This is a genomic window from Cognatilysobacter tabacisoli (genome assembly GCF_003586305.1).
Classification (GTDB): domain Bacteria; phylum Pseudomonadota; class Gammaproteobacteria; order Xanthomonadales; family Xanthomonadaceae; genus Cognatilysobacter_A; species Cognatilysobacter_A tabacisoli.
Genome location: NZ_KZ987400.1, coordinates 497066 through 520321 on the forward strand (window position 1 = coordinate 497066; position 23256 = coordinate 520321).

A 23256-nucleotide genomic window follows, 5' to 3' on the forward strand; every position below is an offset into this window, starting at 1 on the left:
GGCCCCGGCGCCGACGCGTTGCGTCGCTGCGTCGCAGAATGCCGGGCGGCCGATGCGGTCGCATACTCGCCGCGGGCGAGGGAACGGGTGTCAGTCATGAGTGCAGTCCACGCGGGTTCGGGCCGGATAACGGAAGTGGTGATCGTCGGCGGCGGCACCGCCGGCTGGATGACGGCCGCGGCGCTGTCGAAGGTGCTGTCGCGCGAGTACACCGTCCGCCTGATCGAATCGGAGGAGATCGGCATCGTCGGCGTCGGCGAGGCGACGATCCCGATGATCAAGCTGTACAACCAGGCGCTGGAGCTCGACGAGGCCGACTTCGTCCGCCGCACCAAGGGCTCGTTCAAGCTCGGCATCGAGTTCCGCGACTGGGGCCGCATCGGCGACTCGTACATCCACGGCTTCGGCAAGATCGGCCAGGACCTCGGCGTGGTGCCGTTCTACCACTACTGGCTGAAGATGCACGCGCTCGGCAAGGCCGGGCCGCTGGACGAGTACTCGATCAACACGATGGCCGCGCGCCACGGCAAGTTCATGCGCGCGGTCACCGACCGGCCGAACTCGCCGCTGGCCGACATCGCCTACGCGTACCACTTCGACGCCGGGCTGTACGCGCGCTTCCTGCGCGAGTACGCCGAAGCGCGCGGCGTGCAGCGGATCGAGGGCAAGGTCGTCGACGTGACCCTCGACGGCGAGAGCGGCGACGTCGCCTCGGTGACGATGGACGGCGGCCGGCAGGTGGCTGGCCAGCTGTTCATCGACTGCTCCGGCTTCCGCGGCCTGCTGATCGAGCAGGCGCTGAAGACCGGCTACGTCGACTGGACCCACTGGCTGCCGTGCGACCGCGCGATGGCCGTGCCGTGCGCGTCGACCGGCGAGATCACCCCGTACACCCGCTCGACCGCGCGCGAGGCCGGCTGGCAGTGGCGGATCCCGCTTCAGCACCGCATCGGCAACGGCTACGTGTATTCCAGCCGGCACATCAGCGACGACGAAGCCGCCGCCAAGCTGCTGTCGCGGCTCGACGGCGAGGCGCTGGCCGACCCGCGCCCGCTGCGCTTCGTCACCGGCAAGCGCAAGCGCACGTGGAACCGAAACGTCGTCGCGATTGGTCTGTCCAGCGGCTTCATGGAGCCGCTGGAGTCGACCAGCATCCACCTGATCCAGGCGGCGATCGCGCGCCTGACCGCGTTCTTCCCGCACGCCGGTTTCGATCCGGCCGACATCGACGAGTTCAACGCGCACTCGGATTTCGAGGTCGAGAAGATCCGCGACTTCCTGATCCTCCACTACCACGCGACCGAGCGCAGCGACACGCCGTTCTGGGACTACGTGCGGACGATGGACGTGCCCGACACGCTCAAGCACCGCATGGCGCTGTGGAACGCGAACGGCCGCGTGTTCCGTGAGCACACCGAAATGTTCGCCGAGCCCAGCTGGGTGCAGGTGATGCACGGCCAGCGCATGGTGCCGGCCGGCTACCACGGCCTGGTCGACATCCACTCCGAAGAGAAGATCGCCGAGTACCTCGAGGGCATCCGCGGCGTGATCGGCAACTGCGTGCGCGCGATGCCGACCCACGAGGCGTTCATCGCGCGGCACTGCGACTCCGAGCAGCGCGCGGCGGCCTAGCCCGCCGGCGCCCGCCGCGCGCGGCCGCTCAGGCCAGCGCGGCGAACAGCGCGCCATGCGCCGGCAGCTGCAGCTGCCCGGCGTCCAGGCGTGCGGCATTGACGCCGGGCGCGTCGAGCGCCAGCGCGGTCAGGCCCGGCGGCAGCGGCCACGACACCGGTTCGGCGGACAGGTTGAACACGACCAGCCGGCGCTCGCCGTCGAGCGTGCGGGTGAACGCGAGCACCGGCTCGGGCGCGTCGATGAAGGCGATGTCGCCCCACATCAGCGCCGGCTGCGTCTTGCGCCAGCGCAGGAAGCGCCGCACCGCGTTGAGCGGCGAGCGCGGGTCGGCATCCTGCAGCGCGACGTTGCGCTCGCGGTGCGCGGCCGGGATCGGCAGCCACGGCGCGTCGCTGCCGAAGCCGGCGTCGGCGCTGCCGTCCCACGGCATCGGCGTGCGGCAGCCGTCGCGGCCCTTGAACTTCGGCCAGAAGGTGATGCCGTACGGGTCCTGCAGCGCCTCGAACGGCACCTCGGCCTCGGTCAGGCCCAGCTCCTCGCCCTGGTACAGGCACACCGAGCCGCGCAGCGAGCAGACCAGCGCAACCAGCTGCTCGGCCAGGCCGGGGCCGGCGCCGCGGCGGCTCCAGCGCGTCACCGCGCGCTGCACGTCGTGGTTCGAGATCGCCCAGCACGGCCAGCCGTCGGACATCTTCGATTCGAGGTTCTCGACTGTGCCGCGCACGTAGGCCGCGGTGCAGTCGTCGGTCAGCAGCTCGAAGCTGTAGCCCATGTGCAGCCGGCGCTCGGTGACGTACTCGGCCATCGTCGCCAGCGAGTCCTCCGACGAGATCTCGCCGAGTGTGGTCGCGTCGCCGTAGCGGTCGAGCAGCGCGCGCAGGTCCTCGAGGAACGCGATGTTTTCCGGCTGCGTGTTGTTGTGGTGGTGGTACTGGAACGCGTACGGGTTGTCGGGGCTGAAGCCGCGGCCGACGCGCAGCGCCTCGGGCTTGGGCGGGTTGTCGCGCAGCCGCGCGTCGTGGAAGCAGAAGTTGATCGCGTCCAGACGCAGCCCGTCGACGCCGCGGTCGAGCCAGAACTTCACGTTGTCCAGCGTCGCCGCCTGCACGTCCGGGTTGTGGAAGTTCAGGTCCGGCTGGCTGGCGAGGAAGTTGTGCAGGAAGTACTGGCAGCGCCGCGGCTCCCACTGCCAGGCCACGCCGCCGAAGATCGACAGCCAGTTGTTCGGCGGGCTGCCGTCGGGCTTGGCGTCGGCCCACACGTACCAGTCGGCCTTCGGGTTGTCGCGGCTCTCGCGGCTCTCCTTGAACCACGCGTGCTCGATCGACGTGTGGCTGAGCACCTGGTCGATCATCACCTTCAGGCCCAGCGCGTGGGCCTTGGCGAGCAGGCGGTCGAAGTCGCCCAGCGTGCCGAACATCGGGTCGACGTCGCGGTAGTCGGCGATGTCGTAGCCGAAGTCGGCCATCGGCGACTTGAAGAACGGCGAGATCCAGATCGCGTCGACGCCGAGGCTGGCGACATAGTCGAGCTTGTCGATGATGCCCGGCAGGTCGCCGACGCCATCCCCGTTGGTATCGAGGAAGCTGCGCGGGTAGATCTGGTAGATCACCGCACCGCGCCACCAGCGACTCGTCGTCATCCCGCACCACCGCATGAAAGAACGCACGCCCGCTCGGCGCACAGGGGCGCCACTATTCCACGCGCCGCGTCCGCGGGCATGCCAACGTTTGGCACGCGCCGATGAATACGTTTGCAGGTGAATTTGTGCGGGCGGGCGGCTGACTACCATGGCCGCGCAATGCGGTTTCGGCGGCCTGCACGGCTTGCGATTGCTGCAGTTGCAGCATCCCCGACCCCGCGGAGCGCCGCCCCCGATGAGTTTCCTGCCCCGGCGTTTGCGATCGCGTCCGCCCGCCCCGCGCGCGGCGCGCGCCGCGCTGTGCACCGCGCTGCTGCTGGCCGCGCCCGTGTTCACCGCGCACGCCGCATCGTCGCCCACGGCGGACGTCCCCGCGGCCGACGACCGCATCGACGCCGACGCGCTCCAGTGGCGTGGGCTGCGCGCGAGCGTGGTCGTGCAGCCCGACGGCAGCGCGCGCCTGCGCACGCCCGGCGGCGAGCAGCGCATCGCTGCCGCGCCGATGCGCAGCGAAACGGCGAGTCCGCTGTTCGACGCGCTGTTCGCGCTGGCGCAGAACGAGATCGAGGCGGCCAAGGTCGAGGCGATCACCGACTGGGGCTTCAACGACAACCGCCCGCTGCCGTGCCCGTGCTTCGAGACCGGTGAGAAGTGGCGCTACGTGTGGACGCGCGACCTCTCGTTCGCCGCCGACCTCGCGCTGGCGCGGCTCGAACCCGAACGTACGCGCACCTCGCTGCGCTTCAAGCTGTCCGAGCCGCGCGTGGCCGCCGCGCCGCCCGGGCTGTACGTGGCGCAGGACACCGGCTCGGGCGGCAGCTGGCCGGTCAGCACCGACCGGGTGGTGTGGTTTCTCGCCGCGCGGCACCTGATCGACGGCGACGACGCCGACGCCAAGGCCTTCGACGAGCAGACCTGGCGCGCGCTGACCGCGACGCTGGCGCAGGACCGGCTGCACGCCTTCGACGATGCACGCGGCCTCTATCGGGGCGAGACCTCGTTCCTCGACTGGCGCGAGCAGACCTACCCGGCCTGGACCGCGAACGAGGTGACCTTCATCGCCCAATCGTTCGCGCTGTCGACCAACGTCCTGCACCACCAGGCGCTGCGGCTGGCCGAGCGGATGGCGCGGGCGCGCGGCGACGCGCGCGCGGGCACGTATGCGGCGCAGGCCGATGCGCTGGCCAAGGCGATCGACGCGCGCTTCTGGCGCGAGGACCGCGGCCGGTACATGAGCTACGTCGGCACCGCCCAGCACCCGGTCGACATCGAGGCCTACGACCTGCTCGGCATCGCGCTGGCGATCGACGCCGGCATCGCGCCGCCGGCGCGCGCGCGCCGCGCGCTGGCGAACTACCCGACGCTGCCCAGCGGCAGCCCGGTGATCTGGCCGCAGCAGCCGGGCATCCCGATCTACCACAACCGCGCGATCTGGCCGTTCGTCAGCGCGTACGCGCTGCGCGCCGCGCGCCGCGTCGACGCGCCGGCGCGCATCGCCCACGAGCTGCGCTCGCTGCTGCGCGGCGCGGCGCTGTCGGGCTCGAACATGGAGAACTTCGAGCTGACCACGCAGGCCGTGCAGTTCGACGACACCGCGCCTGACGGCCGGTCGCTCAGCGGCCCGGTGGTCAACTCGCGTCGGCAGCTGTGGTCGGTCGCGGGCTTTGCTGCGATGGTGATCGAGGGCGTGTACGGGCTCGAGGCGGACGGCCGCGTCGCGCCGAAGCTGCCGGCCGAGCTGGTGCCGCTGCTGTTCGCCGAGCGGCGCGAGATCACACTGCAGCTGCGCGACCGCCGCATCACGCTGCGCCGGCCCGCCGACGACGCGCTGGCGGCGGCCGGACCCGATGCGCTGCTGGTCGCGGGCCGGACCATCCGCGCCGGCCGCGACGTGCGCGTGGAGCTGAAGCCGGTCGCCACGACGGCCGCCGCGATCGCGACCCACGCCGACGCGTTCGCGCCGGCGTCGCCGGACGCGCCGGCATTCACGCGCGCCGACGCCGGCTGGCGCGTCGACGTCGCCGACGACCAGCGGCTGTATGTCGACGGTGCGCGCCGCGGCGCCGGCGCGAACGCGATCGCCGACGACGGCGCGCAGCACTGCGCCAGCCTGACGCGCGTCGACGCGGCCGGCCTCGAATCGCTGCCGGGCCCGACCGCGTGCGTCGGCCCGTCGACCAGCGTTGAAGGCGACTGGCCGCGGCGCTGGACCGCCCCGGCCGCCGGCACGTACCGCGCGCAGCTGCGCTACGACAACCGCAACGGCCCGATCAACACCGGCGTGACCGCCGCGGTGAAGCGCCTGCACGTCGACTGCGACGGCCAGCCGCCGCAGGCCGGCACGCTGGTGATGCCGCACAGCGTCGGGGAGCAGGCGTCGACGACGGTGGCGTTCACCGCGCCGGCCGGCGCGGCATGCGCGTTCCGCCTCGACGACGGCTTCAACATGAGCTACCTGCGGCACTTCGCCGACTACACCGGCGGCAAGGGCGGGCGCACCGGCCCGCTGAATTCGGCCACACTCGGCGCGCTGATCGTGGCCCCGGCACCCAAGGACTCCTCGCGATGAACCAAAAACCGACGCTGTCGTTCTGGCAGATCTGGAACATGTCGTTCGGCTTCCTCGGCATCCAGTTCGGCTTCGCGCTGCAGGGCGGCTTCATGTCGCGGATCTTCCAGACGCTCGGCGCCGAGAAGGACGCGCTGCCGCTGCTGTGGATCGCCGCGCCACTGACCGGCCTGCTGGTGCAGCCGGTCATCGGTTACTTCAGCGACCGCACCTGGCACCCGCTGCTCGGCCGCCGGCGGCCGTACTTCCTGATCGGCGCGATCCTCAGCTCGATCGCGCTGGTGTTCATGCCGTACTCGTCGGCGCTGTGGATGGCCGCCGGCCTGCTGTGGGTGCTCGACGCGTCGATCAACATCTCGATGGAGCCGTTCCGCGCGCTGGTCGCCGACAAGCTGCCCGAGCGCCAGCGCTCGTACGGCTTCGTGCTGCAGACGCTGATCATCGGCATCGGCACGTGGGTGGCCAGCAACCTGCCGTGGTTCGTGACCCAGATGGGCGTGTCGAACGAGGCCGGCCCGGGCGTGGTGCCGCCGTCGGTCAAGGTCGCCTTCTCGATCGGCGCGTTCGTGTTCCTGGCCAGCATCCTCGTCACCGTGCTGACGACGAAGGAGTACCCGCCGGAGGACCTGCAGCAGTTCGACGCCGACAGGAAGTCGGGCAAGGGACTGGTCGGCGAGATCGTGCACAACGTCGTGCACATGCCGCGGCAGATGCGCGCGATCGGCGCGGTGCAGTTCTTCAGCTGGCTCGCGTTCTTCTCGATGTGGTCGATGGCCACGCCCGGCCTGACCGAGCACGTGTTCAAGGCGCCGGCGCCGAACCCGGCCGCGTTCGACATGGCCGACTCGGCGCAGGCGGCGACGTTCACCGCGGCCAACGCCGCGTTCCAGGACGCGGCGGACCTGGTCGGCTCGTTCATGGGCTACTACGGCCTGTCGTCGATGGTGGTCGCGCTGCTGCTGAGCGTGTACGCCGCGCGCCGCCCGCTGAACCGCCGGCTGGTGCACTTCGTGTCGCTGCTGCTCGGCGGCGCCGGCTTCCTGTCGATGGCGTGGGTGCCGTCGCCGGCGTGGCTGATCGGCTCGTTCGCGCTGGTCGGCGTGGCGTGGGCGAGCATCCTGTCGATGCCGTACGCGCTGCTGGCCTCATCGGTCGAGGCGCACAAGATGGGCATCTACATGGGCATCTTCAACATGTTCATCGTGGTGCCGCAAATCGTCGCGGCCACGCTGCTCGGCCCGGCGCTGCGCGGCTTCTTCGACAATCAGGCGATCTACGGCCTGGTCATCAGCGGCGTCAGCCTGGTGCTGGCCGCACTGTGCCTGGTGCGCGTGCGCGAACCCCATCACGAGACCGGCGCGGCGCCGCAGCCCGCGCCGGCGCATTGAGCCCAAGGAGTTGCGCGTGATCCGTTTCCGTCCTGCCGTGCTGCCGCTCGCGCTGATCGCCACGCTCGCGGCGTGCCAGCCGTCCACGCCGACCCCGTCCGCCGACGCGCCGGCGCCGGCGGCCCCGGCGAAGGTGCCCGCCGTCGAGTACGTCGGCACCACCGAGCCGATGGCCAGCGACGCGGTGTACTTCGTCGTCACCGACCGCTTCGTCAACGGCGACCCCGGCAACGACCAGCGCGACCAGGCCGCCGGCGACCCGGCGCTGCGCACGTTCGACCGGCCGACGCCGGGCGCGCGCGCCGAGGGCGACAACGTCGGCTACCTCGGCGGCGACTTCAAGGGCATCGTCGACCACCTCGACTACATCCGCGAGATGGGCTTCTCGGCGGTGTGGATCACCCCGATCGTCGACAACCCGGACGAGGCGTTCACCGGCGGCAAGCGCGCGCAGAAGGGCGGCTTCTGGACCGATGGCGGCAAGACCGGCTACCACGGCTACTGGGGCGTCAACTTCTACAAGCTCGACGAGCACCTGCCGAGCCCGGGACTCGACTTCGCCGGCTTCACCAGGGCGCTGCACGCGCGCGACGTCAAGGTCGTGCTCGACATCGTCGCCAACCACGGCACGCCGTCGTACTCGGCGCCGACCGACCGCCCGGCCTACGGCAAGGTGTTCGACGCGGCCGGCAACAAGGTCGCCGATCACCAGAACCTGCGCCCCGAGCAGCTCGACCCCGCGGGCAACCCGATGCACGCGTTCTTCAACACCAAGCCCGGGCTGGCCGAGCTGTCGGACTTCAACGAGAGCAACCCGGCGGTGATGGACTACATGGTCGGTGCGTACGCGCAGTGGGTGGGCCAGGGCGCCGACGCGCTGCGGATCGACACGATCCCGTGGCTGCCCCATTCGTTCTGGAGCGAGTTCACCCGCCGAATCCGCGCCGAAAAGCCGGGGATGTTCATGTTCGCCGAGGCGTTCGACTTCGACCCGAACAAGATCGCCGAACACACGCAGGCTGCGAACGGCGGCGTCAGCGTTCTCGATTTCCCGCTGAAGGAAGGGCTGGCCAAGGCGTTCGGCAACGAAGCGGCGGGCTTCGAGGAGCTGGCCGGCCGGCTCTACCTCGACGCCGGCCCGTACGCCAATCCGTACGAGCTGATGACGTTCTACGACAACCACGACATGCCGCGGCTCGACGCCGACGACGCGGGCTTCATCGACGCGCACAACTGGCTGTTCACCGCGCGCGGCATCCCGGTCATCTACTACGGCTCGGAGATGGCGTTCATGCGCGGCGCGGCCGAGCACGCCGGAAACCGCAACTACTTCGGTGCCGAGGGCATCGCGCAGGCGCGCGCGCACCCGATCCGCGCCGCGCTGGCGCGCATCGCCAAGGTGCGGCAGGCGTCGCCGGCGCTGCAGCGCGGCCTGCAGCTCAACGTCGTGATGCGCGGGCAGCGCGCGGCGTTCTACCGCGTGTACCAGCGCGGCGACGAGCACCAGATCGCGCTGGTGCTGCTGAACAAGGGCGACCAGCCGGTGAACTTCGACGTGCGCGAGCACCTGCAGGCCGGGCGCTGGACCGCCGCGATCGGCGGCGGCGCGGTCGACGTGCCGGCCGGCGGCGCGCTGAAGGCGACCGTGCCGGCGCACGGGGTCGAGGTCTACCTGCTCGACGCACCGGTCACCGACCCGTCGCTGAAGGCCGCGCTCGAGCCGCTGCGCAACCGTCGAGTCGCGGCGGTGCCGTACGCGCCGCCGAAGCAGCCCTAGGCGCGGATCAGCCGCCGCTGGAGCGGCGCACGACCAGCTCGGCCGGCAGCAGGGTGCTCTCGGCCGGCTCGTCGCGGACCAGCTTCATCAGCGTGTCGACCAGCAGCTCGCCGGCGCGGGTGGTGTCCTGGAACACCGTGCTCAGCGGCGGGTTGGCGAACGCCGCCATCGGGATGTCGTCGAAGCCGACTACCGCCACGTCTTCAGGCACGCGCCGGCCGTGCTCGGCCAGCGCGCACATCGCGCCGATCGCGATCAGGTCGCTGGCGGCGAACACCGCGTCGAACGCGACGCCGCGGCGCAGCAGCTCGGTCGCGGCGGCGTGCCCGTCCTGCTCGGAGCTTTCGGCGTCGACCTGCAGCGCGGCGTCCATCGCCACGCCGGCGTCGGCCAGCGCGGCCTCGCAGCCGCGGTAGCGCGCGAAGAACTCCGGGAAGCGGTTCGACGCCTCGCCGAGGAAGGCCACGCGCGTGCGCCCGCGCTCGAGCAGGTGCTCGCCGACGTGGCGGCCGCCGGTGAAGTTGTCGCAGCCGATCGACAGGCCCGGCTGGTCGGGCAGTACCGCGCCCCAGCGGACGAAGTGGGTGCCGTTGGCGACCAGCTGGTCGAGCTTGTCGCGGTAGGCCAGGTAGTCGCCGTAGCCGAGCAGGATCAGCCCGTCGGCCTTCATGCTGTCCTCGTAGTCGGCGTGCCAGTCGTCCGACAGCTGCTGGAACGACACCAGCAGGTCCTGGCCCTGCTTCGCGCATGCGCGCGTGATCGAGCCGAGCATCGACAGGAAGAACGGGTTGATGTGCGACTCGTCGCTGGTCGGGTCCTCGAACAGCAGCAGCGCCAGCGTGCCGGCGCGCTGGGTGCGCAGGCTGGAGGCGTGGCGGTCGACCTTGTAGTTCAGCTCGCGCGCAAGCGCCTCGACGCGCCGGCGCGTCTCGGCGTTGACCAGCGGGCTGCCGCGCAGCACGCGCGAAACGGTGGCCTGCGAGACGCCGGCGAGGTGGGCGATGTCGAACGAGGTCGCCTTGGACTTCTTGCGCATGCGGTCGAGGATCGCTGCAGAGCGGCCGCGAGTGTAGCCACGCGCGCCGTGATCGGCATCCGCGCGCGGCGGCGGCGCGTCGCGCGTCGCATCGCCGATGGCCGTCGTGCAGGCGCCGCGGCCTGCCGCAGCGCGCGATCGCGCGACTCGCGCCGGTCGCGATCGGCTGCGACGCGACGCAGCGCGACGCATCGGCGAGCGCGCCGGGTTTGTTGCGATGCGTCACGGATCTGCGCGGCGCGACCGCAGCCGGCCGCGTTCGCCGCGCCCGCGCAGTGGCGTCGCGGCGAGCGCTGCCGCCACAATGCGGGCATGACCCTGACTGCGAACGATGCCGCCGTCCTCGACACCGTCGAGCACGAGACCGGCCCCCATCCCGGCTGGACCGTGCTGTGGCTGCACGGCCTCGGCGCCGACGGCCACGACTTCGCCCCGATCGTGCCCGAGCTGGTGGCGCGCGACTGGCCGGCGATCCGCTTCGTGTTCCCGCACGCCCCGGTGCGCGCGGTGACGATCAACAACGGCGTGCGGATGCGCGCGTGGTACGACATCCGCGACTTCGACCTGGCCAATCGCGCCGATGCCGACGGCGTCAACGAATCGGTCGAACAGGTCGAGGCGCTGATCGCGCGCGAGGCGGCACGCGGCGTGCCGGCGTCGCGGATCGTGCTGGCCGGCTTCTCGCAGGGCGGGGCGATCACGCTCGCCGCCGGCCTGCGGCGCGCCGAGCCACTGGCCGGCCTGGTCGCGCTGTCGACCTACCTGCCGATGGCGCAGGAGCTGCTCGGGCAGGTCGGCGCGCGCGCGCATGCGCAGCCGGTGTTCTTCGCCCACGGCAGCGGCGACCCGGTCGTGCCGTTCGCCGCCGGCCAGCACAGCGCCGCCGCGCTGCAGCGCCTGGGCTTCGACGTCGAGTGGCACGCGTACCCGATGGCGCACCAGGTCTGCGCGGAGGAGATCGCCGACCTGCGCGCGTGGCTCGGCGCGCGGTTCCGGGCCGGCTGACGCGTCGATGGCCGACGCCGGCGACGCGCGCGAGCCCTGGCTGCCGGACCTGTGCCGGCTGCCGCGGCTGGCGGTGATGCTGGGCATGGCCGAACTCGTGGTCGTCGTGCTGGCGCTCGCGCCGGACGGCGGGGCGCGCTGGGACGTCGAGCGCTTCGTCACCGCCAGCGGCTTCTCGCTGTGGCTGGCGCTGACCGCGTCGGTGCTGCTGTGCGTCTCGCGCCGCTCGCTGTCGCGGCTGCCGCCGGCGCTGGGCACGGCGCTGGCGCTGGTCGGCGGCGGCACGGTGGCCGCCCTCGGCGCGGCGATGATGTACGTGATCGACGACAGCCTCGGCTATGGGCTGGTGCCGCGCGAGGTCTCCGCCGTGCGCTTCGCGTGGGGGTCGGCGGCGATGACGATGCTGATCGTCGGCGTGGTGCTGCGCTACCTGTACGTCAATGACGGCTGGAAGGCGCAGGTGCGCGCCGCGGCGCGTGCGGAGGCCGACGCGCTGCAGGCGCGGATCAAGCCGCACTTCCTGTTCAACAGCATGAACACCATCGCCGGGCTGGTCCGCCACGATCCGGTCGTGGCCGAGCGCGCGGTGCTGGACCTGTCCGACCTGTTCCGCGCCGCGCTCGGCGCCGGCGAGCCGAACTCGACGCTGCGCGAGGAGGTCGAGCTGGCCGAGCGCTACCTGGCGATCGAGCAGCTGCGCCTGGGCCATCGGCTGCAGGTGGAGTGGCGCAAGCACGAACCGCTGCCGTGGACGCTGCCGATGCCGCGGCTGGTGCTGCAGCCTCTGGTCGAGAACGCGGTGCTGCACGGCATCTCGCGGCTGCCGGCCGGCGGGCTGATCGAAATCGACCTGTCGCAGGACCAGCACACGCTCGTGGTCGCGGTGCGCAACCCCGCGCCGCCTCCGCGCGAACGTGACGGACCGCACGCCGACGGCGGCAGCCCCGGCGCGCAGCACGCGCAGACCAGCATCGGCCAGCGCCTGCGCTACGCGTACGGCCCGCAGGCGAAGATGACCGCGGGCTGGGCAGACCACTACTATCTGTGTGAACTTCGGGTGCCGACGGGGATGGAGGCGCTGAATCGATGACGATGGCGATGAAAGTGGTGGTTGCCGACGACGAGCCGCTGGCGCGCGAGCGACTGCGCACGCTGCTGGCCGACATCGACGGCGTCGAGGTGGTCGCCGAAGCGGCCGACGGGCACGAGGCGCTGCACGCGTGCGCCGAGCAGCGGCCGGACCTGGTGCTGCTCGACATCGCGATGCCGGGCATCGACGGCCTCGAGACCGCGCGCCACCTGGCCGCGTTCGAGCCGCGCCCGGCGGTGGTGTTCTGCACCGCCTACGACGCGCACGCGCTGTCGGCGTTCGAGGCCGAGGCGATCGACTACCTGGTCAAGCCGGTGCGGCCGGAGCGGCTGGCCGCGGCGATCGACCGCGTGCGCACGTTCGCCGCCGGCCGCGGCATCAATCCCGCCGCGCCGACCCAGCGACGCACCCACCTGTGCGCGCGCCTGCGCGGCAGCCTGCGGCTGATCCCGATCGAGGACGTCCACTACCTGCAGGCCGAGGAGAAGTACGTCGTCGTCCACCACGCGCGCGGCGAGGACCTGATCGAGGAGTCGCTGAAGTCGCTCGAGGAGGAATTCGCCGAGCGCTTCGTGCGTATCCACCGCAACTGCCTGGTCGCGCGGCACGAGATCGTCGAGCTCAAGCGCAGCCCCGACGGCCACGTGCAGGCGGTGCTGCGCCACGGCAAGACCCCGCTCGAGGTCAGCCGCCGCTGCGTGGCGGGACTGCGCGACACGCTGAAGCACCTTTGATCGGGCAGGCCCTGGCGAAGCGCTTATCGTCGCTGGGGCTCTGAGCGCGGCTTACTTCGACGGCTACAACTGCGAAGGCTTCCGCGCCGTCGGCGCGGGTCACTTTCTCTTGCATGCCCAAGAGAAAGTAACCAAAGAGAAGGGCACCCCGGGGCTGCGCGCCCTCCGCTTCGCTGCGGGTTCGCGGACGGACCGGGGTTTTTCGACAGGACATCCCTGTCCTGTCGAAAAATGCGCGGCGTCCCTGCCGCGCACCCTGCGGGCCTGATCCGGTCCCTCCGCCGCTGCGCTACGGGGCCCGGAGCCGAATCAACGGCAGCGGCCCGAGTCGTTCCGGGGACACGCGTAGGTCGGGGACGCGAGCCAAACCGGCGATAATGCGCGCATGAACCTGCTTCGCATCGCCACCCGCAAGAGCCCGCTCGCCCTGTGGCAGAGCGAACACGTCGCCGACGCGCTGCGCGCGGCCCACCCCGGGCTCGACGTGGTGCTGGTGCCGATGAGCACGCGCGGCGACGAGGTGCTGGACCGCTCGCTGTCGGCGATCGGCGGCAAGGGCCTGTTCCTGAAGGAGCTCGAGCTCGCGATGCTGCGCGGCGACGCCGACTGCGCCGTGCACTCGCTGAAGGACGTGCCGATGGAGCTGGAGCCCGGCTTCGTGCTGCCGGCCATCCTCGCCCGCGCCGACCACGCCGACGCGTTCGTCAGCAACCGCTACGACGGGATCGACGCGCTGCCGCATGGCGCGGTCGTCGGCACGTCGTCGCTACGTCGGCAGGCGCAGCTGCGCGCGCTGCGGCCGGACCTGGTGCTGCGCGACCTGCGCGGCAACGTCAACACGCGGCTGGCCAAGCTCGACGCCGGCGAGTACGACGCGATCGTGCTCGCCTGCGCCGGCCTGCAGCGGCTGGGCTTCGACGACCGCATCCGCGCGCGCCTCGACGCCCCGTCGTGGCTGCCGGCGCCGGCGCAGGGCGCGATCGCGATCGAGTGCCGCGACGACGTGGCCGCGACGATCGCGCTGTGCGCGGCCCTCGACCACGCCGCGACGCGCACCTGCGTCGAGGCCGAGCGCGCGATGAACCGCGCGCTGCACGGCAGCTGCCACGTGCCGGTCGCCGCGCTGGCGCGGCTGGACGGCGACACGCTGCGACTGGATGGGCTGGTCGGCTCGGCCGACGACGGCCGCGCGGTGCGCGCCGGTGCGCACGGCGGCAGCGACGCCCCGGACGCGCTCGGTCGCGACGTCGCCGCCTCGCTGCTGGCGCAGGGCGCCGGCGCGCTGATCAACGCCGACGGATAAGCCGCCCCGCGCTCAGAACCAGCGGCGCAGGCCCAGCCAGCCCTCGGCGTGGCGGCTGCTGTCGTCGATCTGGCTGCCGTGGCGGATCACGTAGTCGGTCTCCAGCAGCCACGCCGGCCACACCTCGACCTCGAGCCCGAACGACTGCTTGATGAAGGTGTCGCCGTCGCGGCCGGCCTCGACCTGCACGCGCTGCGTCCACTGCGCGCGCTCGCCGAGCTTGCGGCCGAAGTCGACTTCGCCGCGCAGCACCGGGCCGGTGTCGGCGATGCCGTCGTCGTGCAGCGGCGCCAGCCGGTAGCCCGCGCCGACCTGCACGCCCAGCCGCGTGTCGGGTTCGCGCACCGCCTGCACGCCGACCCGGCCGCCGACGCGGAACGGGTTCGAGTAGCCGGCGCGCGAGGTGCGCGCCGTCGCGCCGGCGGCCAGCGGCGCGCGCGGCTTGGCGCCGGGCAGGACCGGCAGGCCGGCGGCGCGTTTCGCCGGCAGCGGCGGCAGGCTCGGATCGCGCCGCCACTCCTCGTCGCCGCAGCGGGTCGAGTAGCAGTGCAGGCGCAGCCCGCCCGGGCGGCTGGCGAGCGCGACCAGCGCCGGATCGCCGCCGTACTGCGGTCCGGGCGCGGTCATGAACGGGGCGCCGAGCAGCGCCAGGGCAACGGCCTCGAGCATCAGCGGGGGAAAAAAGCCAGCGGCATCAGCAGCCTATGATGCCACGGCCGCCCCGCCGGGCCGGCGCGTCAGTAGTAGAGCGTGACCAGGTGCCGGGCCTGGGCGAAGAACAGCCAGCGCTCGACCACCGCGCCCAGCCACGCCGCCAGCGCCGCCACGGCGAACGCCGGCGCCGCCGCCGCCGGCTGCAGCGCCGCCAGCACGGCGGCCAGCAGCGGCACCGCCGCGAACAGCACCAGCGCGATCGCGCGCAGCCGGCCCGCGTGGCGCCGCGCGACCACGTAGCCCATCTCGCGCAGCAGGTAGTTGCTCTCGGTGTGCGGCCGCTCGAACACCGACACCGCGCGGCCCGACAGGCCGACCGCGTCGCCGCGGTCGACGGCCAGCGGGGTGCGGTCGATCGCGCGCCAGTAGCCGAGCTTCACCAGCGCGGTCGCCAGCGCGCCGGCGCCGAGCACCAGCGCGTAGCCCGGCACGGCCGCGGCGTCGAGCCCGACCAGCGCCAGCAGCATCGCCAGCAGCGCGGCGCCGGTCAGCAGCGCGAACGCGAGGTAGGCCGGCACCACCAGCGCCTGCCGCCACGCAGGGATCGGCTTCAGCGACGCGTAGATCATCGCCGTGCACGCGACGGTCGCTAGCGCGAGCGCCGTCATCGCGATCGCCAGTACCGGCAGCCACGGCCCCTGCAGCGCCGGCAGCGTGGTCGGGTGGTCGAGGTCGAGCGCGACCAGTGCCAGGAACGCCAGCACCGGCACGTAGCTGGCCAGCGCCAGCACGCCCTCGCGCGAGAGCCACGACGTGCGCCACTGGGAGAACGCGCGCCATGCACGCCGCGGCTGGCCGAGGTGGCCGACCGAGCTGAGCAGGCCGACCGTCACCAGCACCAGCGCGAACGCCAGCAGCGCACCGAACACCAGCGGCGTGGTGCCGCCGAGCCGCGCGCCCTGCAGGTGGCCCCACGCGAGCATCGCGCCGATCCAAGCGATCAGCCCGTAGCCGGCGCCGGACAGTGTGGTGAAGAAGATGACCGAGAAGGCGGGGTGCATGGCGGGCCGGGATTCGCGACGTCGGGGTGGGTGCGGCGGTGGCTCGGAACGGCGGGAACGCGGCGCGTCAGCGCGACAGCGCGCGGTCGAGCCAGCGAAGCAGCGGCGGCAACGCGGCGGTGTCCAGCGCCTCGGCCGGCTCCGTCGTCGGCGCCGCGACCGGCGCGCCGCCCGCGCGGCGCGGCCGCGGCGGCAGGTAGCGGTTGACCGGCGCGTAGCCCAGCTGCGGCAGCAGCGGCACGCCGCCGCGCTCGGCGACCAGCTTCGACACGTTCGACTCGGGATCGCCGAGGTCGCCGAAGTGGCGCGCGCGCGTCGGGCACGCCTGCACGCACGCCGGCTGGCGCTCGGCTTCGGTCAGGTGCTCGTTGTAGATCCGGTCGACGCACAGCGTGCATTTCTTCATCACGCCCTCGACCGCGCTGTACTCGCGCGCGCCGTACGGGCACGCCCACGAGCACAGCTTGCAGCCGATGCACTTGGACTCGTCGACCAGCACGATGCCGTCCTCGGCGCGCTTGTAGCTGGCGCCGGTCGGGCACACGGTCACGCACGCCGGCTGCTCGCAGTGCAGGCACGAGCGCGGGAAGTGCAGGGTCATTGCCGGCTGCGCGGCTTCCTGCGCGAGGCTGCCGGCCGTGCTGCACGCGGTCGCCGGCGCCGCGCCGCCGAGGCCGAGCGCGTCGTGCGCGCCGGGGTCGAACGCCGGCGTCGCGTAGTCGGTGCCGGCGACCTCGTAGCTGTGCACGCGGTTGAACCACACGCCCGACGGGTCCTTGCCGTACGGCTGCTCGTCGGTCAGCGGCCCGGCGATGCCGCCGGCGTTCCACTCCTTGCAGCTGACCGCGCAGGCGTGGCAGCCGACACAGGTGTCGAGGTCGATGACCAGCCCGAGCTTCTTCGTCGACGGCGGCGGCAGCGCGGTCATCGACGCGCCCCCTTGACCAGCCACACCCCCACCAGGAACACGCCGAACGCCAGCAGCACCGTCGGCGCGAACCCGGCGAGCAGCGCGCCGATCGACGCCGCATCCGATGCCGCCATGCCGAACGGCTCGATCGCGCCGACGCCGAGGCCGACCACCAGCGCGAAGCCGAGCAGCACCAGCGCGACGCCGGCGACGAGGCGCGCGGTGCGCGCGCGGGAGTGCAGCGGGGACGGGGTCATCGGGTCGCCTTCTCGCGCGCGGCGCGCAGGTCCGCACCGTAGCGCAGCGGTCGGGGGTCGGCGTCGCCGGCGGCCACCGGGGCGAACTGCGGCGCGCTCTGCGTGGCCGACGACGCGGCGACGTCCGCGCGCTCGATCCGCACGCGCAGGTCGAACCAGGCGGCCTGGCCGGTGACCGGGTCGGCGTTGGCGTACGCGCCGCTCGGCGTCACGTCGGAAATCAGGTGGTTCAGCAGGAAGCCCTGCCGGCCTTCGGGCGCGTCCTTCGCCAACTTCCACGCGCCCTTGCGCTTGCCAATCGCGTTCCAGGTCCACACCGTGTCCGGCTGCGTGTTGGCGGCGAACTTCGCCTGCACGGTGACCTGGCCGTGGTGCGAGGTCACGGTGACCCAGTCTTCGTCGGCGATGCCGTGACGCTTCGCGGTGTCGGGGTGCAGGTACAGGTAGTTGCGCGCGGCGATCTGCCGCAGCCACGCGTTCTGCGAGCCCCACGCGTGGTACATGAACATCGGCCGCTGGGTCACCGCGCTGAGCGGGAACCGGGCGTCGAGGTTGTCGATCTGGGCGCCCTCGAACGGCTCGTACCAGATCGGCAGCGGATCGAAGTACGTCGCCACGCGCTCGCGGTGCGCGGCCGGCGGCACGTGCGGGCCGAATCCCTGCGCGGCGAGCCGGAACTTCTGCAGCGTCTCGGAGTACAGCTGCAGCACGGTCGGCTCGGCGTGGCCGAGGAATCCCATCTTCTGCGCCCAGTCGAGGTAGCCGCGGTTGGCCATCTTGTAATAGCGCGCGTCGTGCGGAAGCTCGCTGCGCCAGAAGCCGCCGTGGTCGATGTAGCGCTGCAGCTGGTCGGGGTTCGGCTCGCCCTTGGCCTCGTGCTCGCCGTTCGCGCCGCGCCAGCCGGCCAGCAGGCCGACGCCGGGGGCGCGCTCGTGGCGGGTGATGTAGTCGGCGTAGTCGCGGTAGCGCGCCGAGCCGTCCTCGTTGACCAGCCCGGGCAGGCCCAGCCGCGCGCCCAGGTCGATCAGCACCGACTGGAAGCCGCGCACGTCGCGCGGCCTCTCACCCGACGCGGGTGACTGCGTCGCCGGATCGAGCACCGGGTGGCGGATCGCGTCGCTGGCGCCGTCGGCGTCGGAGATCGGCCGGTCGAGCAGGCTGATCGCGTCGAAGCGCTCGAGGTAGGTGGTGTCCGGCAGCACCAGGTCGGCGTAGGCGACCATCTCCGATGAATACGCGTCGGCGTAGATGATCCGCGGGATCCGGTACTCGCCCGACGCGTCCTTGTCGGTCAGCCAGCCGATCGTCTCGCGCGTGTTCATCGCCGAGTTCCAGCTCATGTTGGCCATGAACATCATCAGCGTGTCGATCTTGTACGGGTCGCCGGCCCACGCGTTGCGGATCACCGTGTGCATCATCCCGTGCGCGCTGAGCGGGTAGGCCCACGAGAACGCGTGGTCGATGCGGCGCGGCTGGCCGTCGGCGTCGACCAGCAGGTCCTCCGGGCCGTGCACGAAGCCCAGCGGCGCGGCGTCGAGCACGCCGTTGGCCTGGCGCTGCCTGCCCGGGCGGTTCGGCGGCGGGATCGGCTTCGGGAACGGCGGCTGGTAGCGGAACGAGCCGGGCGTGTCGACCGCGCCGAGCAGCAGCTGCAGCAGGTGCAGCGCGCGACAGGTGTGGAAGCCGTTGCTGTGCGCGCTGATGCCGCGCATCGCGTGCATCGCAACCGGGCGGCCGGTCATCGTCGCGTGCTCGCGGCCCCACGCGTCGGTCCATGCGATCGGCAGCTCGATCGCCTCGTCGAACGCCGCCTGCGCGAGCTCGCGCGCGATCCGGCGGATCGTGTCGGCGGGAACGCCGCAGCGCGCGCTGACCGCGTCGGGCGCGAACGCCGGGTCGAGGTAGCGTTCGGCGACCAGCTGGAACGACGGCACCGCGACCCGGCCGTCGGCCAGCGTGACCTCGCCGACCACCGCCGGCGCGGTGCCGATCGCGTTCGCGTTCGCCGGCGCATTTGTGCTGCGGTCGAAGCACAGCGGCTGGCCGTCGGCGTCGCGCGCGAACAGCCCGTCGTCGGCGCCGCCGGGGTTGCGGATCACCAGCCAGTGCGCGTTGGTGTAGCGCACCAGGTAGTCGAGGTCGATGCGGTCGGCCTTGAGCAGCTCGTGGATCAGCGCGAACGCGAACAGCCCGTCGGTGCCGGGGCGGATGCCGATCCACTCGTCGGCGATCGCGCCGTAGCCGCTGCGCACCGGGTTGACCGCGATGATCTTCGCGCCGCGCGCCTTGAGCTTGCCGAGGCCCAGCTTGATCGGGTTGGAGTCGTGGTCTTCGGCCACGCCCCACAGCATCAGCACGCGCGCGTGCTCCCAGTCGGGCTCGCCGAACTCCCAGAAGCTGCCGCCGAGCGTGTACAGCCCGCCGGCGGCCATGTTCACCGAGCAGAACCCGCCGTGCGCGGCGTAGTTGACGGTGCCGAACTGCTGCGCCCACCAGCCTGTCAGCGCCTGCGACTGGTCTCGCCCGGTGAAGAACGCCAGTTCGTCAGGGTTGCGCTCGCGGATCGGCGCCAGCCACGACGTCGCCAGCGCCAGCGCCTCGTCCCATTCGATCTCGCGGAACTCGCCGCTGCCGCGCTCGCCGACGCGCAGCAGCGGCTTGTCGAGCCGCGCCGGCGAGTAGTGCTGCATGATCCCGGCCGAGCCCTTCGCGCACAGCACGCCCTGGTTGACCGGGTGTTCGGGGTTGCCCTGGATGTATCTGATGCGTCCGTCCTGCAGCCACACCTTGATGCCGCAGCGGCACGCGCACATGTAGCAGGTCGTGGTCTTGACCTCGTCGCCGGGCGAGGGCGAGGTGTCGATGACGGGCTCCTTCGGGGCCCGCGGGACCGGCGGTGTCGGCGTGCGCATCGCGCCATTGTGCCCCGCGCCGTCGCCCGCCGGCGAACGCCCGCGCGAAGTTGGCGTGAGCACATGCGCGCGAGCGCCCGCCGGCGCGGGCTTTCCGCCATCGGCCGCAGCGCGGCGACCGCGCAGCAGTGGCGGCCGCGCGTCGCGCGGTGCGATGCTTGCGGGAGGAACCCCCGCCCTGACACCGGCCCCGCCATGGAACGCATCGAACGCATCCACGCCCTGCACCGCATCCTGACCGCGGCGCGCTACCCGGTCACCGTGCAGCGCCTGCAGGAGGACCTGGAGTGCTCGCGCGCGACGGTCTACCGCGACCTGGCGTACCTGCGCGACTACCTGATGGCGCCGGTGGTCGGCAACGGCGAGGCCGGGTTCCGCTACGACACCAGCGAGGGCGACCGCTTCGAGCTGCCGGGCCTGTGGCTGAGTTCGGAGGAGCTGCACTCGCTGCTGGCCGCGCAGCAGCTGCTGATGCGCAGCGGCGGCGGGGTGCTGTCGAACGCGCTCGCGCCGCTGCAGCAGCGCATCGAGAAGCTGCTCGACGAGCACGCTGGCGGCCGCCGGCTACCGGTCGAGCGCGTGCGCGTGGTGCCGCACCGCACCCGCAAGCTCGACGAAAGCGTGTTCCGCACCGTCGCCACCGCGGTGCTCGACCGCAAGCGGCTGGCGTTCGACTACCGCGCGCGCTCGACGGACGAGCACACCCGCCGCAACGTCGCGCCGCAGCGGCTGACCCACTACCGCGACAACTGGTACCTCGACGCCTGGGACCTCGACCGCGAGGGGCTGCGCAGCTTTTCGGTCGACCGCATGACCGCCGCGCGGATGCTCGACGAGACCGCGCGCGATCTGCCCGACGAGGAGCTCGACCGGCACCTGGCGTCGAGCTACGGCATCTTCTCCGGCACGCCGAAGGGCTGGGCGACGATCGTGTTCAGCGCCAAGGCCGCGCGCTGGGTCGCCGACGAGCACTGGCATTCGCAGCAGCAGGGCCGGTTCCTCGCCGACGGTCGCTACGAGCTCAAGCTGCCGTACAGCGCCGGCCGCGAGCTGCTGATGGACGTGCTGCACTACGGCGCCGACGCGGAGGTGGTCGAGCCGCCGTCGCTGCGCGAGCAGGCGCGCTCGCTGCTGTCGCTCGCGCTCAGCCAGTACGACCGCTGATGGCGGCCGCGGACGCGCCGAAGATCGAGCGCGGCGAAGCCGTCGCACTGGTGCTGGGCGCCGGCGGCGCGCGCGGGCTGGCGCAGATCGGCGTGATCGAGGCGCTGCAGGCGCGCAACCTGCACGTGACCGCGGTCGCCGGCTCGTCGAGCGGCGCGCTGGTCGGCGGGCTGTTCGCCGCCGGCAAGCTCGGCGAGTACCGCGACTGGCTGTACGGCCTCAACCGCGCGCAGATGCTGCGGCTGCTGGACCCGGCGCTGGGCCGCTCGGCGCTGTTCGGCGGCGAGCGGCTGATCCGCGCGCTGCGCGACCTGACCGGCGACGTGCGCATCGAACAGCTGCCGATCCAGTTCACCGCGGTCGCCGTCGACCTGATGCGCCAGCGCGAGGTGTGGCTGCGCGAGGGCGACCTGTGGGACGCGGTGCGCGCGTCGTTCGCGATCCCGGGCGTGTTCACCCCGCACCGCGTGCACGGCCGCGACCTCGTCGACGGCGGGCTGCTGGCGCCGCTGCCGATCGCCGCGACGCGGCTGTCCGACGCGCACCGGCTGATCGCGGTCGACATGCACGGCTGGCCGACGCGGCCGCCGGGCAAGCCGGCCGAGGCGGTCGAGCCGGTGGAGTCGACGCCCGACCGGCTTGTCGCGGGCGCCGAGGCGCGCTTCGCGGCGTGGTTCGGCCGGCGCATGGACAAGGCCGCCGCGCCGCCGGCGGCGGGGGCCAACGGCCTCGGCGAGCTCGGCTTCACCGAGCTGATGGCGCGCTCGCTCGACACCATGCAGGCGCAGATCGCGCGCGTGCAGCTGGCGCTGGACCCGCCGGAGCTGGTGATCCGGATTCCGCGCGATGCCTGCCAGTTCTACGAGTTCTGGCGCGGCCGCGAGCTGGCCGAGATCGGCCGGCGCGAGGCTGACCGCGTGCTCGACGAAGCCGGCTACTGAGCGACGACGGCGGCGTGCGCGCCGCTCAGCGGGCGCGCGGCTTTTCGGCCTCGGCGTAGCCGGGCTGGCCTTCCTGCTCGGGCACCTGCGGCACGCGCACCAGCTTGGCGGTGTCGACGCCGTGGCCGGCCATGCGCCGCAGCAGGTCCTGGTACAGCGCTTCGTCGATCTGCGGCTGGCGCGCGAACACCCATGCCAGGTCGCGGCCGGGGTAACCGATCAGCGCCCACGAGTAGTCCGGGGCGACCTCGAGGATGCGGAACTTGGTCGGGATCACGCCGAAGAACCACGTGGTCCAGTCGCGGTCCCCGGAGTCGGGCTTGACCGTCGCGCGCGATTCGAACTGCTTCTCCGGCTCGCCGAAGCCTTCGCGGTAGACGTAGCGCACGCCGATCTTTCCCGGCCCCGTCAGGGTGTACTCGTCGCGGCTGGCGACGTCGCCGTTCTCGGCGAAGTACGGCACGCGCGCGATCACGTGCCACGGGCCCATGAAGCGCTGCAGGTCGATCGGGGCGGCGCCGGCGACCGGGGGGGTCGAGCGGCAGGCCGACAGCAGCACCAGCGCCAGGCCGGCGACGGTGGCGAGCAGGAGGGGGCGGGAACGCGGCATCGGCAGCTCCGTGACGTCGGTGGGTACCGGGTAGCTACGCCGCCCGGCCCGTTCGGGAGGCGCCACCGTCGCCGACGTCCGGCGAACAGCGCGTCAACGGCGGTCGCAGCCGGTGAGATGGCCGGCGGCGATGGTGCCTCCATCCCGCCCGGAGCGCCGCCATGAAAGCCGCCATGACCGCCAAGACCCCGACCGACCGCCCCGTCCACCCGCTGCTCGACGCGGCGGTGCGCCACGCCGTCGCGGCGGGCACGGTGATCGTGCTGCTGGTCCCGTCCGCGCGCGGGGTGCACGCGGCGATCGGGTGGCTGCCGCTGTGGCTGGTGGCGATGCCGCTGCTGGCGTGGTGGGCGCTGCACGGATTCGCGCTGCCGCGCCGGGCTGCGCCGCCGGTCGCCGCCGCGCCGACCGTGCGCCCGCGCCGGCGCAGCGCTGAACAGGCGCGGCGCCGCAGCCGCGCGGGCGCGCGTCCGTCGGGCGGGGCCGCGGGCCGCGAGCTGGGGTGACTTCGGGCATTCCAGCGCGGCGCGGGCCCTGTGCTAGCGTGCCGGGCCCTGTCCCACAGCCG

The 23256-nt window shown here is 72.6% G+C and carries 19 protein-coding genes; 11 read left to right on the plus strand and 8 right to left on the minus strand.

Annotated features, from left to right (window positions below; all coding sequences use genetic code 11):
* Positions 1-96: 96 nt before the first annotated feature.
* A complete protein-coding gene (locus D3A60_RS02125; RefSeq protein ID WP_119717050.1) occupies positions 97-1632 on the plus strand; it encodes a tryptophan halogenase family protein in 1536 nt (511 codons plus the stop codon).
* 28 nt (positions 1633-1660) lie between these two features.
* On the opposite strand, the gene D3A60_RS02130 is transcribed toward D3A60_RS02125, so the two are convergent.
* Positions 1661-3277, minus strand: a complete 1617-nt coding sequence (locus D3A60_RS02130) for an alpha-glucosidase family protein (RefSeq protein ID WP_119717051.1) — start codon at positions 3275-3277, stop codon at positions 1661-1663.
* Positions 3278-3590: 313 nt separating this feature from the next.
* Here D3A60_RS02130 and D3A60_RS02135 point away from each other — a divergent pair, with 313 nt between their 5' ends.
* The 3 genes from D3A60_RS02135 to D3A60_RS02145 all read left to right on the plus strand — a co-directional run bounded on the left by D3A60_RS02135 (position 3591) and on the right by D3A60_RS02145 (position 9011).
* A complete protein-coding gene (locus D3A60_RS02135) occupies positions 3591-5846 on the plus strand; it encodes a Six-hairpin glycosidase-like protein (protein ID WP_455423422.1) in 2256 nt (751 codons plus the stop codon).
* Positions 5843-7234: an MFS transporter gene (locus D3A60_RS02140; RefSeq protein ID WP_119717052.1), complete on the plus strand. Its 1392-nt coding sequence runs from the start codon at positions 5843-5845 to the stop codon at positions 7232-7234. The genes D3A60_RS02135 and D3A60_RS02140 overlap by 4 nt, the downstream gene beginning before the upstream one ends.
* A 169-nt stretch (positions 7235-7403) precedes the next feature.
* The gene (locus D3A60_RS02145; RefSeq protein ID WP_119717510.1) at positions 7404-9011 is read left to right on the plus strand and encodes an alpha-amylase family glycosyl hydrolase; all 1608 of its coding nucleotides are present in this window, start codon (positions 7404-7406) and stop codon (positions 9009-9011) included.
* Positions 9012-9018: 7 nt separating this feature from the next.
* Here D3A60_RS02145 and D3A60_RS02150 read toward each other — a convergent pair whose 3' ends face one another.
* Entirely contained in the window at positions 9019-10047 is a 1029-nt protein-coding gene (locus tag D3A60_RS02150; RefSeq protein WP_119717053.1) for a LacI family DNA-binding transcriptional regulator, read from the minus strand.
* Between the two features lie 312 nt (positions 10048-10359).
* On the opposite strand from D3A60_RS02150, the gene D3A60_RS02155 reads away from it, so the two are divergent.
* The 4 genes from D3A60_RS02155 to hemC all read left to right on the plus strand — a co-directional run bounded on the left by D3A60_RS02155 (position 10360) and on the right by hemC (position 14179).
* Complete coding sequence (locus tag D3A60_RS02155; RefSeq protein ID WP_119717054.1) at positions 10360-11052, plus strand: alpha/beta hydrolase; 693 nt, start codon at positions 10360-10362, stop codon at positions 11050-11052.
* Positions 11053-11059: 7 nt separating this feature from the next.
* Positions 11060-12142, plus strand: a complete 1083-nt coding sequence (locus D3A60_RS02160; protein WP_119717055.1) for a sensor histidine kinase — start codon at positions 11060-11062, stop codon at positions 12140-12142.
* Between the two features lie 8 nt (positions 12143-12150).
* The gene (locus D3A60_RS02165; protein WP_119717512.1) at positions 12151-12876 is read left to right on the plus strand and encodes a LytR/AlgR family response regulator transcription factor; all 726 of its coding nucleotides are present in this window, start codon (positions 12151-12153) and stop codon (positions 12874-12876) included.
* A 385-nt stretch (positions 12877-13261) separates the two neighbouring features.
* Positions 13262-14179 carry a hydroxymethylbilane synthase gene (hemC, locus tag D3A60_RS02170; protein WP_119717056.1) on the plus strand — a complete coding sequence of 306 codons (918 nt, stop codon included), beginning with the start codon at positions 13262-13264 and terminating at the stop codon, positions 14177-14179.
* 12 nt (positions 14180-14191) lie between these two features.
* Here the strand turns inward: hemC and D3A60_RS02175 are convergent, their stop codons facing one another.
* From D3A60_RS02175 to D3A60_RS02195, 5 genes are all read right to left on the minus strand, one after another.
* Positions 14192-14848, minus strand: a complete 657-nt coding sequence (locus tag D3A60_RS02175; RefSeq protein ID WP_119717057.1) for a DUF481 domain-containing protein — start codon at positions 14846-14848, stop codon at positions 14192-14194.
* A gap of 68 nt (positions 14849-14916) precedes the next feature.
* Positions 14917-15894, minus strand: coding sequence for a dimethyl sulfoxide reductase anchor subunit family protein (locus tag D3A60_RS02180; RefSeq protein ID WP_119717058.1), 978 nt, complete (start codon positions 15892-15894; stop codon positions 14917-14919).
* Between the two features lie 67 nt (positions 15895-15961).
* Complete coding sequence (locus D3A60_RS02185; RefSeq protein WP_119717059.1) at positions 15962-16822, minus strand: 4Fe-4S dicluster domain-containing protein; 861 nt, start codon at positions 16820-16822, stop codon at positions 15962-15964.
* Positions 16819-17061, minus strand: coding sequence for a hypothetical protein (locus D3A60_RS02190; protein WP_119717060.1), 243 nt, complete (start codon positions 17059-17061; stop codon positions 16819-16821). Before D3A60_RS02190 ends, D3A60_RS02185 begins: the two co-directional genes overlap by 4 nt.
* The gene (locus D3A60_RS02195; RefSeq protein ID WP_119717061.1) at positions 17058-19973 is read right to left on the minus strand and encodes a molybdopterin oxidoreductase family protein; all 2916 of its coding nucleotides are present in this window, start codon (positions 19971-19973) and stop codon (positions 17058-17060) included. The genes D3A60_RS02190 and D3A60_RS02195 overlap by 4 nt, the downstream gene beginning before the upstream one ends.
* A gap of 195 nt (positions 19974-20168) precedes the next feature.
* On the opposite strand from D3A60_RS02195, the gene D3A60_RS02200 reads away from it, so the two are divergent.
* A complete protein-coding gene (locus tag D3A60_RS02200; RefSeq protein ID WP_119717062.1) occupies positions 20169-21137 on the plus strand; it encodes a helix-turn-helix transcriptional regulator in 969 nt (322 codons plus the stop codon).
* Positions 21137-22078 (plus strand): patatin-like phospholipase family protein, encoded by a 942-nt coding sequence (locus D3A60_RS02205; protein ID WP_119717063.1) that lies wholly within the window; start codon positions 21137-21139, stop codon positions 22076-22078. Before D3A60_RS02200 ends, D3A60_RS02205 begins: the two co-directional genes overlap by 1 nt.
* 25 nt (positions 22079-22103) lie before the next feature.
* On the opposite strand, the gene D3A60_RS02210 is transcribed toward D3A60_RS02205, so the two are convergent.
* Positions 22104-22688: a lipocalin family protein gene (locus tag D3A60_RS02210; protein WP_119717064.1), complete on the minus strand. Its 585-nt coding sequence runs from the start codon at positions 22686-22688 to the stop codon at positions 22104-22106.
* A gap of 161 nt (positions 22689-22849) precedes the next feature.
* On the opposite strand from D3A60_RS02210, the gene D3A60_RS02215 reads away from it, so the two are divergent.
* The gene (locus D3A60_RS02215; protein ID WP_231120362.1) at positions 22850-23194 is read left to right on the plus strand and encodes a hypothetical protein; all 345 of its coding nucleotides are present in this window, start codon (positions 22850-22852) and stop codon (positions 23192-23194) included.
* The last annotated feature ends 62 nt before the right edge of the window (positions 23195-23256 follow it).

Excerpts from the sequence above, each read along its gene's own strand:
- D3A60_RS02125 (WP_119717050.1), top strand. The coding sequence starts at position 97 with ATGAGTGCAGTCCACGCGGGTTCGGGCCGGATAACGGAAGTGGTGATC.
- D3A60_RS02130 (WP_119717051.1), bottom strand. The coding sequence starts at position 3,277 with ATGACGACGAGTCGCTGGTGGCGCGGTGCGGTGATCTACCAGATCTAC.
- D3A60_RS02140 (WP_119717052.1), top strand. The coding sequence starts at position 5,843 with ATGAACCAAAAACCGACGCTGTCGTTCTGGCAGATCTGGAACATGTCG.
- D3A60_RS02145 (WP_119717510.1), top strand. The coding sequence starts at position 7,404 with ATGGCCAGCGACGCGGTGTACTTCGTCGTCACCGACCGCTTCGTCAAC.
- D3A60_RS02150 (WP_119717053.1), bottom strand. The coding sequence starts at position 10,047 with ATGCGCAAGAAGTCCAAGGCGACCTCGTTCGACATCGCCCACCTCGCC.
- D3A60_RS02155 (WP_119717054.1), top strand. The coding sequence starts at position 10,360 with ATGACCCTGACTGCGAACGATGCCGCCGTCCTCGACACCGTCGAGCAC.
- D3A60_RS02160 (WP_119717055.1), top strand. The coding sequence starts at position 11,060 with ATGGCCGACGCCGGCGACGCGCGCGAGCCCTGGCTGCCGGACCTGTGC.
- D3A60_RS02165 (WP_119717512.1), top strand. The coding sequence starts at position 12,151 with ATGAAAGTGGTGGTTGCCGACGACGAGCCGCTGGCGCGCGAGCGACTG.
- hemC (WP_119717056.1), top strand. The coding sequence starts at position 13,262 with ATGAACCTGCTTCGCATCGCCACCCGCAAGAGCCCGCTCGCCCTGTGG.
- D3A60_RS02175 (WP_119717057.1), bottom strand. The coding sequence starts at position 14,848 with ATGCTCGAGGCCGTTGCCCTGGCGCTGCTCGGCGCCCCGTTCATGACC.
- D3A60_RS02180 (WP_119717058.1), bottom strand. The coding sequence starts at position 15,894 with ATGCACCCCGCCTTCTCGGTCATCTTCTTCACCACACTGTCCGGCGCC.
- D3A60_RS02185 (WP_119717059.1), bottom strand. The coding sequence starts at position 16,822 with ATGACCGCGCTGCCGCCGCCGTCGACGAAGAAGCTCGGGCTGGTCATC.
- D3A60_RS02190 (WP_119717060.1), bottom strand. The coding sequence starts at position 17,061 with ATGACCCCGTCCCCGCTGCACTCCCGCGCGCGCACCGCGCGCCTCGTC.
- D3A60_RS02195 (WP_119717061.1), bottom strand. The coding sequence starts at position 19,973 with ATGCGCACGCCGACACCGCCGGTCCCGCGGGCCCCGAAGGAGCCCGTC.
- D3A60_RS02200 (WP_119717062.1), top strand. The coding sequence starts at position 20,169 with ATGGAACGCATCGAACGCATCCACGCCCTGCACCGCATCCTGACCGCG.
- D3A60_RS02205 (WP_119717063.1), top strand. The coding sequence starts at position 21,137 with ATGGCGGCCGCGGACGCGCCGAAGATCGAGCGCGGCGAAGCCGTCGCA.
- D3A60_RS02210 (WP_119717064.1), bottom strand. The coding sequence starts at position 22,688 with ATGCCGCGTTCCCGCCCCCTCCTGCTCGCCACCGTCGCCGGCCTGGCG.
- D3A60_RS02215 (WP_231120362.1), top strand. The coding sequence starts at position 22,850 with ATGAAAGCCGCCATGACCGCCAAGACCCCGACCGACCGCCCCGTCCAC.